Annotated in this window: 11 protein-coding genes; 10 read left to right on the forward strand and 1 reads right to left on the reverse strand. The window is 34.3% G+C overall.

The features are described from left to right. The 4 genes from ACIQ2J_RS10885 to ACIQ2J_RS10900 form a co-directional block, all read left to right on the forward strand. Nucleotides 1–753: BamA/TamA family outer membrane protein (locus tag ACIQ2J_RS10885; RefSeq protein WP_396169629.1), on the forward strand; the 753-nt coding region annotated here is incomplete at its 5' end. 47 nt (nt 754–800) lie between these two features. Further along, nucleotides 801–1,868 (forward strand): class II fructose-bisphosphate aldolase, encoded by a 1,068-nt coding sequence (gene fbaA / locus ACIQ2J_RS10890; RefSeq protein ID WP_396169631.1) that lies wholly within the window; start codon nt 801–803, stop codon nt 1,866–1,868. A 75-nt stretch (nt 1,869–1,943) separates the two neighbouring features. Beyond that, nucleotides 1,944–2,798 (forward strand): acetyl-CoA carboxylase, carboxyltransferase subunit beta, encoded by an 855-nt coding sequence (gene accD / locus ACIQ2J_RS10895; protein ID WP_396169633.1) that lies wholly within the window; start codon nt 1,944–1,946, stop codon nt 2,796–2,798. Between the two features lie 83 nt (nt 2,799–2,881). After that, on the forward strand, nt 2,882–3,508 hold the full coding sequence (locus ACIQ2J_RS10900; protein ID WP_396169635.1) for a hypothetical protein: 627 nt from the start codon (nt 2,882–2,884) through the stop codon (nt 3,506–3,508). Between the two features lie 45 nt (nt 3,509–3,553). On the opposite strand, the gene ACIQ2J_RS10905 is transcribed toward ACIQ2J_RS10900, so the two are convergent. Further along, on the reverse strand, nt 3,554–4,804 hold the full coding sequence (locus tag ACIQ2J_RS10905) for an ABC transporter permease (protein ID WP_396169637.1): 1,251 nt from the start codon (nt 4,802–4,804) through the stop codon (nt 3,554–3,556). 360 nt (nt 4,805–5,164) lie between these two features. On the opposite strand from ACIQ2J_RS10905, the gene purH reads away from it, so the two are divergent. From purH to rodA, 6 genes are all read left to right on the forward strand, one after another. After that, nucleotides 5,165–6,691, forward strand: coding sequence for a bifunctional phosphoribosylaminoimidazolecarboxamide formyltransferase/IMP cyclohydrolase (gene purH / locus ACIQ2J_RS10910; protein WP_396169639.1), 1,527 nt, complete (start codon nt 5,165–5,167; stop codon nt 6,689–6,691). Between the two features lie 58 nt (nt 6,692–6,749). Continuing rightward, nucleotides 6,750–7,778, forward strand: a complete 1,029-nt coding sequence (locus ACIQ2J_RS10915; RefSeq protein WP_396169641.1) for a rod shape-determining protein — start codon at nt 6,750–6,752, stop codon at nt 7,776–7,778. A gap of 89 nt (nt 7,779–7,867) precedes the next feature. Next, nucleotides 7,868–8,695, forward strand: a complete 828-nt coding sequence (gene mreC / locus ACIQ2J_RS10920) for a rod shape-determining protein MreC (protein WP_396169643.1) — start codon at nt 7,868–7,870, stop codon at nt 8,693–8,695. Continuing rightward, the gene (locus ACIQ2J_RS10925) at nt 8,688–9,194 is read left to right on the forward strand and encodes a rod shape-determining protein MreD (protein ID WP_396169645.1); all 507 of its coding nucleotides are present in this window, start codon (nt 8,688–8,690) and stop codon (nt 9,192–9,194) included. Before mreC ends, ACIQ2J_RS10925 begins: the two co-directional genes overlap by 8 nt. Beyond that, on the forward strand, nt 9,191–11,161 hold the full coding sequence (gene mrdA, locus ACIQ2J_RS10930; RefSeq protein WP_396169648.1) for a penicillin-binding protein 2: 1,971 nt from the start codon (nt 9,191–9,193) through the stop codon (nt 11,159–11,161). The genes ACIQ2J_RS10925 and mrdA overlap by 4 nt, the downstream gene beginning before the upstream one ends. Further along, nucleotides 11,161–12,423, forward strand: coding sequence for a rod shape-determining protein RodA (gene rodA / locus ACIQ2J_RS10935; protein ID WP_396169650.1), 1,263 nt, complete (start codon nt 11,161–11,163; stop codon nt 12,421–12,423). The genes mrdA and rodA overlap by 1 nt, the downstream gene beginning before the upstream one ends. The last annotated feature ends 128 nt before the right edge of the window (nt 12,424–12,551 follow it).

The following is a 12,551-nucleotide window of genomic DNA, read 5'->3' on the forward strand; positions in this document are numbered from 1 at the left end:
AAAAGATTAACCGAAAACAATTTAATTTTTGCAACAAGCATCAGTTTTTCTAAAACTACCAAAAAAGATTTATATGATAATTCTTTTCATGCTTACAAAACAAAGTTTGAATCAGCAGGCAATTTTCTGTCTATCATAGCTAGAGCTTCCAAACAATTAGACAATCAAGGCGGTGCAAACACCTTTTTTGAAGTAGAATATTCCCAATACTTAAAAGGCGAATTTGAATACATAAAGCATTGGTCTTTTACCGGAAAAAAAGTAATTGCAATTAGAGGCTTTGCAGGATTGGCCGTACCTTATGGAAATTCAAAAAGTATTCCGTTTTCTCGTAGTTACTTTTCTGGAGGTTCCAACGACATTAGAGCATGGCAACCGTATAGCTTAGGTCCCGGCAGAAGTGGCAGTCTGAATGACTTTAATGAAGCCAATTTGAAAATTACCGTGAGTGCCGAATTACGATTTAACATTCTAGGAAAATTTAATGGTGCCCTTTTTGCAGATGCTGGTAATATTTGGAATGTTTTAGACAATGTAACCGATGAAGCTTATACTTTCAACGGATTTCAATCTATAGAAACCATCGCATTAGCCACTGGGACTGGCATTCGATACGACCAAGGACTATTTGTAGTTCGATTTGATATTGGTTTTAAAACCTACAATCCAGCCAAATTAGAGAACGAAAAATGGATGAAAGAGATAAATTTATCCAAATCAGTAGTAAATATTGGGATAAATTATCCTTTCTAATTTTAGAAATTATTACTTTTGTAAACTTAATTAAAAAAAACTACACGATGTCACATAACATTAAACCTGGAGTTGCCACTGGAGATGAAGTTCAAGCTATTTTTGCTTATGCAAAAGAAAAAGGATTTGCAATTCCTGCAGTAAACGTAACTGGTTCAAGTACTATTAATGGTGTTTTAGAAACAGCAGCAAAATTAAACGCCCCAGTTATCATTCAGTTTTCTAATGGTGGTGCCCAATTTAATGCTGGAAAAGGACTTTCGAATGCTGGCGAAAAAGCAGCTATTGCTGGTGGAATTGCTGGTGCAAAACATATTCACACTTTGGCAGAAGCGTATGGCGCAACCGTAATTCTTCATACCGACCACTGTGCAAAAAAACTTTTACCTTGGATTGATGGTTTACTAGATGCTTCTGAAAAACATTTTGCAGAAACTGGGAAACCATTATTTTCTTCTCATATGATTGATTTATCCGAAGAGCCAATTGAAGAAAACATCGAAATTTGCAAAACCTATTTGGCTCGAATGAGTAAAATGGGTATGACATTAGAAATCGAACTAGGAATTACTGGTGGTGAAGAAGATGGAGTTGACAATTCAGACGTTGATAGTTCCAAATTATACACACAACCATCGGAAGTTTCTTATGCTTATGAAGAACTTTTAAAAGTTAGCCCAAGATTTACAATTGCAGCTTCTTTTGGAAACGTTCATGGTGTTTACAAACCAGGAAACGTAAAATTAACTCCGAAAATCTTGAAAAATTCGCAAGATTATGTTCAAAATAAATTCAACACAGGTCCAAATCCAGTAGATTTTGTTTTCCACGGAGGTTCAGGTTCTACATTAGAGGAAATAAGAGAAGCCATTTCTTATGGTGTAATCAAAATGAATATTGATACTGACTTACAATTTGCTTTCACCGAAGGAATTCGCGATTATATGGTGAATCATATTGAATACTTAAGAACTCAAATTGGAAATCCGGATGGAGCTGATGTTCCTAATAAAAAATACTACGATCCAAGAAAATGGGTACGTGAAGGTGAAGTTACTTTCAACACAAGATTAGAACAAGCTTTTGCTGACTTGAATAATGTAAACACTTTATAGGTTTATAGTTTATGGTTTGTTGTTTATTGTTAACTTCAAACCATGAACCATTAACAATAAACAATAAACAAAACTATGGCTTGGTTTAAAAGAACAGAAAAAGGAATTACTACTGCAACCGAAGATAAGAAAGATGTACCTAAAGGACTTTGGTACAAATCTCCTACAGGAAAAATTATTGATGCGGATGAGTTGGAACGCAACCTTTGGGTAAGTCCTGAGGATGGTTTTCATGTTAGAATAGGCAGTAAAGAATATTTTGAAATTTTGTTCGACAACAACGAATTCAAAGAATTGGATGCTAAAATGACGTCTAAAGATCCACTTGGATTTGTAGATACAAAAAAATATTCTGACCGGTTGAAAGACGTTATGGACAAAACCAAATTGAAAGATGCGGTTCGAACTGGCGTTGGAAAATCAAAAGGAAACGACTTAGTAGTTTGTTGTATGGACTTTGCCTTTATTGGAGGTTCTATGGGTGCTGTAGTAGGAGAAAAAATTGCACGTGGTATTGATTATTCTATAAAAAATAAGGTGCCGTTTGTAATGATTTCAAAATCGGGTGGTGCTCGTATGATGGAAGCGGCGTATTCGCTTATGCAATTAGCAAAAACTTCTGTAAAATTAGCGCAACTTGCCGAAGCCAAAATTCCTTACATCTCTTTATGTACCGATCCAACAACTGGTGGGACAACTGCTTCTTATGCAATGTTGGGTGATATTAATATTGCAGAACCTGGTGCTTTAATTGCTTTTGCAGGACCTCGCGTGGTTCGGGATACTACAGGTAAAGATTTACCAGAAGGATTCCAAACTTCGGAATTTTTATTGGAACATGGATTTTTAGATTTTATTGCTCAAAGAAAAGAGTTAAAAGATAAAATCAATCTATATATTGATTTGATTTTGAATCAAAATATTAGATAGTTTTTTTTTTACCACAAAAGACACAAAAAAACACAAAGTAATTGCTTTGTGTTTTTTTATATCTTTAATTAAAATTTTAGAAGATGAAAAAAATCCTAATTGTATTGATTATCGGAATTTTTATAGGGTGTAACAAAAAGAAGTCAAATGACAATGCATATTTAAAGAAGCCATTTATTATTTCTGAATTTTGGAAACCAATCCTTAAATATAGAAAAGCAAATAGAGACACTAATTCTGTATACCCGTCTCCCCCTCCTCTTCCTATAGCAGGCTTTTCTTATGGAAATAATATTTTCATTATTGACAAAAAGACAAATATATACTACTACCAACAAGAAAAAATAAATGGTTTTATTTGTGGCACTGGTAGAATAAATGACACAATTCCAGAATTTATAAATTTAAAACCCGAAAACATAATTGAAATACCTAAGGGTTGTATTGATGACTTTATAAAATTAAATATTCGAAAAGGAGAACGAAATAGAATAAATATTGCTTCTCAATTGGACACACTAACTTTTGATAGTTATTATATAATGATGAAAGCGATAAATAATACATGTAATGAAAATGATCGAGATGTCTATATTGTTCGACGTACGACCCAAGAAGAGGATACCGTATTGAAATTTGTTGGCAATGACAAATATTATTTTCCTAAAGAAATAAATTGGGATAAAAAACGAATAAAATTTAAACCTTAATATTTTATACCTCGTACCTCGAACTTCCAACCTCGTACCTCTCTATTACATTCCGCTTCTAATAGCCTCCACAGGATCTAATTTGGATGCGGAAATTGCAGGCAAGATTCCTGCGATTAAACCAATTAATATGGCTAAGCCAGAGCCAAGCATAATATTGCTAAAACTTAGTACAAACTCAAAATCGAGTAATTTAGTTAAGCCCATAGCGATTAACCATACAAAAAGAATTCCGATTACACCACCAATCAAACACAAGATTACGGCTTCAAACAAGAATTGAAACAAGATGAATCTATTTTTGGCGCCGAGAGATTTTTGTATTCCTATTAAGTTGGTGCGTTCTTTTACCGAAACAAACATAATATTAGCTACACCAAAACCTCCTACAAGAAGTGAAAATCCAGCAATAATCCAACCACCAATATTCATGTTGGCAATAATTCCGTCTAATAAATCGGTGAAACCCGAAAGAACATTGATAAAGAAATTATCAATTTCTCCCGTTTTAACTCCCCGTAAAGCACGTAACTTTTGAGATATTTCGGCTTTAAAAGCGTCCATGTCAATTCCTTTTTCTGGTTTGATAACAATAACAGGAGTCATCGAATCATTATTATCCCCAAACATTCTTCTCATGAAATTAACGGGAATAAAAACAGAGGTGTCGTTGCTATCTCCAAACATTCCGGCGCCTTGTTTTTTTAACACACCGATTACAACAAATCGCTGACCATACAAGCGGACTTGTTTACCAATTGGATCTACATTTTCAAAAAGACTGTTTGCTAATTCATCCCCTATGACCAAAACTGCGGCACCCGAATTGGATTCGGCTTCGTTGTAGAAACGACCTTCGGCAAATTCCAAACCTTGTATATCAATAAATTCGTGCGAAACTGGAACCACATTTACACTACTCACCGATTTGGTATCGTATTTCATGATTTCACTTTTCACAAAAAGTTGGTATGCCATTTCTTGCGCTTCGGGCAAAGCATTTTTTAAATATTCGTATTCGGTATATTTTACTTGAGGAAATTGGTCTCTTTTCCATCTTGGAATTGAGGAGGGGCCAAAGGAACCTTTGAACAAATAAATAGTGTTTTTATCTAAACTGCTTAAATCTTTTTTGATTTTTCTATCTAAAGAATCTACTGCAGCAAGTACCGCAATAATTGAAAATATACCAATTGTCACTCCAAGCAATGAAAGCAAAGTACGCAACTTATTGTTTCGCAAGGCATTCATAGCAAAACCGAAACTTTCTTTTAGTAAACGAAGGTAAACAAGCATAGTGGATTTTTTTCTAGGTCAAATTTAAGATATTAGTAAATAGAATGTTGGATTTGTTACAAAAAATAGTGTGTAAAATTAAATTTTCCGAATTTATGAAAGTGGTATTGAAATGAAAAACTATACAAAAGACAAAAACCGTGTAGCCCCGACAGAAGTGAAAATCCTGACATTGCGATAAGGATATGGTGGCATTGGAATGGAGGAGAACCTCGCAATGGCAGATTGCAACGAATGGCGGGAATGACGTATACAAAAATGCCTAAAGTTTCGCTTCAAATTATTTCGAAAATAATTTAAAATTGCGATTGCTTAGTACCTCGCAATGAACTACTTTTGCGTGCTTAACAACACAACACGATGAGCACTACAAAAACGATTCAATCTGCTCTTATTTCGGTTTTTGACAAAACTGGTTTAGAGCCAATTGTGAGACAACTTCACAAACAAAATGCAACTATTTATTCTACCGGAGGAACCGAAGATTTTATTAAAAACCTAGGAATTCCTGTGGTTCCTGTAGAGGACGTTACCTCCTACCCTTCTATTTTGGGCGGTCGTGTTAAAACGTTACATCCAAAAGTTTTTGGTGGTATTTTGAACCGTCAAGATAACCCTACGGATGTGGAACAAATGAAGGAATTTAATATTCCGCAAATTGATTTGGTGATTGTAGATTTGTATCCGTTTGAAAAAACGGTGGCTTCGGGAGCAAGTGAAGCCGATGCAATTGAAAAAATTGACATTGGTGGTATTTCGTTAATTCGTGCTGCGGCTAAGAATTTTAAAGACACCGTAATCGTGCCATCGGTTGAAGAATATGAATTATTTTTAGGAATGATTACCGAAGGAAACGGCGCTACGACTTTGGAACAACGAAAATATTTGGCAACAAGAGCATTTCATGTTTCGTCTAATTACGATACTGCAATTTTTAATTATTTCAATACCGAAGATACGTATTACAAAGAAAGTATGTCGCACGGGCAGGTTCTTCGTTATGGGGAAAATCCACACCAAAAAGGATTTTTCTTTGGCGATTTTGATGCGATGTTTACCAAATTACACGGAAAAGAATTGTCGTATAACAATTTATTAGATGTGGATGCTGCGGTGAATTTGACAGCAGAATTTAAAGATAGCGAGCCTACTTTTGCTATTTTGAAACACAATAATGCATGCGGATTGGCAACTAGAAAAACCATGAAAGAGGCATATGTTGCGGCTTTAGCTTGCGACCCAACTTCGGCTTTTGGAGGGGTGTTAATGGCCAACGGAAAAATTGATGCTGCTACAGCAACCGAAATTAATTCACTGTTTTGTGAAGTAGTTATTGCACCTAGTTATGATGCCGAGGCGTTAAATATTCTACAAGAAAAAAAGAACCGAATCATTTTGACTATAAATGATGTACCTTTACCTCAACGTCAAGTGAGAACTTGCCTAAATGGAGTTTTGGTTCAAGATAAAAACAACATTACAGATGCTGCAAAGGATTTGAAAACGGTTACGCTTACTGCGCCAACTAGTCAAGAAGTAGAGGATTTATTGTTTGCATCCAAAATTTGTAAAAACACCAAATCAAATACTATTGTTTTTGCAAAAAACAATACCTTGATTGCTTCTGGAACGGGACAAACTTCTAGAGTAGATGCTTTGAAACAAGCCATTGAAAAAGCAGAAACTTTTGGGTTTGATTTGCACGGAGCAGTTATGGCAAGCGATGCTTTCTTTCCGTTTCCAGATTGTGTAGAGATTGCGCATAATGCAGGAATTACCGCTGTTATTCAGCCAGGTGGCTCTATTAAAGATGAATTGAGCATTAATTATTGCAATGAAAATAAAGTGGCAATGGTATTTACAGGAACACGTCATTTTAAACATTAATTTTATTATTTTTGTAAGCTGATAAAAAATATAACGAACTAAACACCATTTATATAATATGGGATTTTTTGATTTCATGACCGAGGATATAGCAATTGACCTTGGTACCGCTAACACACTAATCATTCACAACGACAAAGTTGTAATTGATAGCCCCTCTATTGTTGCAAGAGATAGAGTATCTGGGAAAATCATTGCTGTTGGTAAAGAAGCCAACATGATGCAAGGTAAAACCCATGAAAACATTAAAACCATACGACCATTAAAAGATGGTGTTATTGCCGATTTCGATGCTTCGGAAAAGATGATTAGCATGTTTATTAAAAGTATTCCTGCCTTAAAGAAACGAATGTTTACTCCTGCTTTGCGTATGGTAGTTTGTATTCCTTCTGGAATTACTGAAGTGGAAATGCGTGCAGTAAAAGAATCTTGTGAGCGTGTAAACGGTAAAGAAGTTTACTTAATTCATGAGCCAATGGCTGCTGCTATTGGAATTGGAATTGATATTATGCAACCTAAAGGAAACATGATTGTAGATATTGGTGGTGGTACTACCGAAATTGCAGTTATCGCTCTTGGCGGAATTGTATGTGATAAATCGGTTAAAATTGCTGGGGATGTTTTTACCAACGATATTATTTATTATATGCGTACCCAACACAATTTATTTGTTGGAGAAACTACTGCTGAAAAAATTAAAATTCAAGTAGGTGCTGCTACCGATACTTTAGATTCTCCTCCAGACGATATGTCGGTTCAAGGTAGAGATTTACTTACCGGTAAACCAAAACAAGTAGAAGTTTCTTTTAGAGAAATTGCAAAAGCACTAGACAAATCTATCCAACGTATTGAAGATGCAGTGATGGAAACCTTATCACAAACTCCTCCAGAATTAGCTGCTGATATTTACAACACGGGTATTTATTTAGCCGGTGGTGGATCTATGTTACGCGGATTAGACAAGCGTATTTCATTAAAAACAGACCTACCGGTTTATATTGCTGAAGATCCGTTGAAAGCAGTTGTAAGAGGGACAGGAATGGCATTGAAAAACATACCAAAATTTAGAAGCATCCTTATAAAATAAATTCCAAATTTAGAAAATCCAAATTCCAAAACTAGAACGATACTGTTTGTTTGGGATTTGGAATTTGAGATTTTAAATTTTTAAAAACTATGCAGCAAATATTTAATTTTGTATTTAAAAACAGCTATCGTATGCTGTTTTTGCTGCTTATGGTAATAGCCTTATTACTAACTGTTCAATCCCATTCGTATCATAGAAGTAAAATTATTAGTTCTGCAAATTTTTTCACTGGAGGAGCCTACAAAATGACTAGTAATATTGAAGGATATTTCAATTTAAAAATCCAAAACGAAGAATTAGCTAAAGAAAATGCACGTTTAAAAAGCTTGCTTTTCAACATCAAAGACAGCACTAAAATCCCAAATTTAGATTCGATAAAAGGGGTTAAGAAAATTGATATTGTTATTGCTAAGGTTATCAAAAACTCTTATAGCTCTCAAGTAAATTTCCTAACATTGGATTCTGGTTCTAAACAAGGAGTTCAACCTGAAATGGGTGTTATCAACAGCCTAGGAATTGTGGGAGTAATTGAAAATGTATCTCCTAATTACAGCACGGTATTGAGTATTTTAAATACAGAATCTCCAATTAATGCCAAAATTAAAAAATCCAATCATATTGGTTCTTTAATTTGGAATGGTAAAAATACAGGATTTGTTCAATTAACCGATGTTCCTAGATTAGCTTCCGTTAAAAAGGGAGACACTATTGTAACTGGCGCTCAATCTACCATATTTCCAGAAAACATAAATATTGGAACTATTGATAAAATTTACATTGATAACTTAACCAATTTTTATACTATCGACGTTAAATTATTTAATGATATGACTAGTTTAGGCCATGTTTATATCATAAAAAATAAAGATAGAGACCAAATTATTAAACTCGAAAAAAAGACAGAAAAAAATGAATAGTGCCGTATTATTTAATATTGCTCGTTTTATTTTGCTACTTGTGGCACAAGTTCTTATATTCAATAATTTCAACTTTTTGGGATATATTAATCCGTATCCCTATATATTATTCATCCTTTTATACCCAGTAAATGGGAATAAATTTGGGCTACTAGCAGCTAGTTTTCTATTAGGGATTACTATGGATTTATTTTGTAATTCAGGTGGAGTTCACGCTACTGCTTGTGTATTATTAGCATACCTAAGGCCTTCTTTATTTCGATTTTCCTTCGGATTAAGTTATGAATACCAAACGGTTCGAATAAACGATGTACTTACCCCAGAACGTTTTTCATTTATTTTTTTAGGCGTAGTAATTCATCACCTAACCTTATTTATTTTAGAAATTTTTACGTTTGATTATTTTTGGAACATTATTGTAAGAACACTAGTCAGCACACTATTTACAACAATCATTTGCATCTTAATAATTTACTTAATCAAGCCAAGTAAACGATGAGAAAAGCATTACTTCCATTATTAGTAATTATCACCGCTTGTTTGTTGATGGTGCGCCTTTTCTATTTACAAATTATTGACGATACCTTTAAATTAAAATCAGAAAATAACGCTATAAAAATACAATACGATTATCCCGAAAGAGGCTATGTTTATGATAGATATGGGAAACTATTGATTGCAAACCAACCATCTTATGACATTATGGTGGTTCCGAAGGATGTAAAAGAATTAGACACTCTTGAATTTTGTTCTTTGCTAGACATCAGCAAAGAATATTTCATTACAAAAATGAAAAAAGCTAGGGTATTTAGCCCTATGTTACCATCGGTTTTCCTGGCCCAATTAAACAAATTAGAATTTGCTGCATTTCAAGAAAAGATTCGAAAATTTGGAGGGTTTTATATTCAAAAACGTTCTCTAAGAGATTATCAAGTAGATTATGGCGCCAATGTATTTGGCTTTATTACCCAAGTAAATGAAAACATTGTAAAGAAAAATCCTTACTATGTGGGTGGTGATTTAATTGGAAAACAAGGTATAGAAGAAAGTTATGAAACGTTCTTAAGAGGCCAAAAAGGAGTAAAATACTTACTTAAAGATAAATTCAACCGGGAGATTGGCTCCTACAAAGAAGGTGAATTTGACACTGTTGCCAAACAAGGAAAAGACATTACGCTAACTCTTGATGGGGAACTCCAAAAATATGGAGAGGAGTTAATGGTAAATAAATGGGGCGGAATTGTTGCTATCGAACCAAAAACTGGGGAGATATTAGCTTTGGTTAGTGCTCCAAATTTTGATCCTGCGCTACTTGTAGGGAGACAACGGTCTAAAAATTACACTTTATTACATAACGATTCTATTGCAAAACCATTGTACGACAGAGGGCTATTGGCCGAATACCCTCCTGGGTCACCATTCAAAATTCTAACTGCTTTAGTGGCACTTCAAGAAGGAGTTATTGATGAACAAACAACTTTTTTCTGTCATCACGGATTTAGTTATGCTAGAGGACGTTTCATGAAATGCCACTGCCATGGCGGAGGGATGCAGCTGCACAATGGTATTTATGAATCTTGTAATACTTATTTTTCAAATATATACATGAAGACTATAAATAAGTACAATAGTCCTTCCTATGCGGTTGATGTTTGGAGTAATCACTTAAAGAGTTTTGGACTTGGTGATTTTATGGGTTGTGACTTACCTATTGGAAAACGAGGAAAAATACCTACCTCTAAAACCTACAAAAGATTATATCCAGGATGGCACTGGGATAGTAAAACTATTGTTTCCAATGCTATTGGGCAGGGAGAGGTTTTAATGACGCCCATTCAATTAGCTAATATGATGGCAACCGTTGCCAACCGAGGTTATTATTACACCCCTCATATTGCAAAAAAAATCAAGGGGGAACTATTAGATAAAAAATTCAGAACCAAACACGTTACCTCAATTGCTAGAAAACATTTTGAGCCAGTTATTAATGGAATGTTTGATGTATATAATAAAGGAACTGCTTTTGGATTAGGGGTTGCAGGAATTGATATATGTGGTAAAACTGGTACCGCTGAAAATTATTTAAAAGTAAATGGAAAGCGGGTTAAACTTCAAGATCACTCTATTTTCGTAGCATTTGCACCTAAAGACAATCCAAAAATTGCCATAGCAGTATTTGTAGAAAATGGGTATTGGGGAAAACGTTGGGCTGGGCCAATTACTACTTTAATGATTGAAAAATATTTGAGAAGAAAAATCACCAAAGTGGATTTTGAAAAACGAATGTTAGAAGGAAGTTTGAAAGACCAATACAGCAAACTGTATCCTAGAAAACACCAAGATAGTATTGCAATACTTAATACTAAAGTGAAAGATAGTATTGCCAAATCGAAACGTGAAAACGATTCTATTTTGGGCAAACCTAAAAGTGTAAAAATATTAGACACGATTAAGAAAAAAGTATAATGAGAAATCAGAGTATAACGAACCACATTGACTGGATAAGTGTAGTCCTCTTTATTACCTTAGTAATAATGGGTTGGCTTAACATATACTCCTCCTCGTTATCATCGGTAACTGGCGATGGTTCTATTTTTGATTTATCGCAATTTTATGGAAAACAAATGCTATACATAGCATTAACCTTTCCATTAATATTAGTGATACTATTTGTAGAAGGAAAATTTTACGAAAAATATGCCTCGGTAATTTACACTATTTCGGTATTATCAATTGCTGGATTATTTATTTTTGGAAAATCCGTTAAAGGGCAAGCCAATTGGTATTCGTTTGGTTCTTTCGGAATTCAACCTTCCGAATTCGCAAAAGCAGCCACAGCATTAGCCTTAGCAAAATACCTGTCGGATGTTCAAGTCAACCTTAAAATAGTAAAAGATCAAATTATTGCCTTAGCTATTGTCTTTTTCCCGGTATTATTAATAGGAATTCACGATCCTGGTAGTGCCTTAATTTATTCTATTTTCTTAGTAGTATTATATCGCGAAGGCCTACCAGGATGGTACTTATTTACTGGATTTTCGGCTATAATTTTATTTATATTAATGCTTGTTACCAACAATCCTTATATAGTTATAGGAATTGCAGCATTGGTATTAGTAATTAATTATTTCAGAAGCCGTTTAATTGACCGAAATGTTATTGCAAGTGGTATAATATTGGTACTTGTTGCCATATTTTCCTTTTCGGTAAGTTTTGTTTTTAATAATGTTTTTAAACAACACCATAGAGACCGTTTCAATATCCTTTTAGGAAAGCAAGTCGACATGAAAGGAATTGGATATAACATCCACCAATCGGAAATTGCTATTGGCTCTGGAGGATGGATAGGCAAAGGATACTTAGAAGGCACCCAAACTAAAGGTGGTTTCGTACCCGAACAACATACTGACTACATCTTTACCACAGTTGGAGAAGAATGGGGTTTTCTAGGTTCGTTAATTGTTATTGGAATGTTCGTTGCCCTAGTACTTCGAATTATTTATTTAGCCGAAAGGCAAAAAACTAAATTCAGTAGGGTTTATGGCTACTGTGTTGCCGGAATATTATTTATTCACTTCTTTGTGAACATTGCCATGGTATTGGGTATCTTTCCTACAGTAGGGATTCCGTTGCCCTTCTTTTCTTATGGGGGCTCCGGACTTTGGGGTTTCACTATATTACTGTTTATTTTCTTAAAAATGGATGCCAATAAGGTTAATGAGTGGTAGATTTTTGAACCAAAAAATTCCTTTCCTTTATTTATGTACTATATCCTATAACTCCCTAAAAAAGAACTGAAAAACCAAAAAGGATTAATGATAATCAATGAATTATGTAATTTTTTCAAAAAATTATG

Origin of the sequence: Flavobacterium sp., from assembly GCF_044357305.1 — a bacterium.
Lineage (GTDB): Bacteria > Bacteroidota > Bacteroidia > Flavobacteriales > Flavobacteriaceae > Flavobacterium.

Bases quoted from the DNA above. Each gene is read 5' to 3' on its own strand.
- fbaA (WP_396169631.1), top strand. From the start codon at position 801: ATGTCACATAACATTAAACCTGGAGTTGCCACTGGAGATGAAGTTCAA.
- accD (WP_396169633.1), top strand. From the start codon at position 1,944: ATGGCTTGGTTTAAAAGAACAGAAAAAGGAATTACTACTGCAACCGAA.
- ACIQ2J_RS10900 (WP_396169635.1), top strand. From the start codon at position 2,882: ATGAAAAAAATCCTAATTGTATTGATTATCGGAATTTTTATAGGGTGT.
- ACIQ2J_RS10905 (WP_396169637.1), bottom strand. From the start codon at position 4,804: ATGCTTGTTTACCTTCGTTTACTAAAAGAAAGTTTCGGTTTTGCTATG.
- purH (WP_396169639.1), top strand. From the start codon at position 5,165: ATGAGCACTACAAAAACGATTCAATCTGCTCTTATTTCGGTTTTTGAC.
- ACIQ2J_RS10915 (WP_396169641.1), top strand. From the start codon at position 6,750: ATGGGATTTTTTGATTTCATGACCGAGGATATAGCAATTGACCTTGGT.
- mreC (WP_396169643.1), top strand. From the start codon at position 7,868: ATGCAGCAAATATTTAATTTTGTATTTAAAAACAGCTATCGTATGCTG.
- ACIQ2J_RS10925 (WP_396169645.1), top strand. From the start codon at position 8,688: ATGAATAGTGCCGTATTATTTAATATTGCTCGTTTTATTTTGCTACTT.
- mrdA (WP_396169648.1), top strand. From the start codon at position 9,191: ATGAGAAAAGCATTACTTCCATTATTAGTAATTATCACCGCTTGTTTG.
- rodA (WP_396169650.1), top strand. From the start codon at position 11,161: ATGAGAAATCAGAGTATAACGAACCACATTGACTGGATAAGTGTAGTC.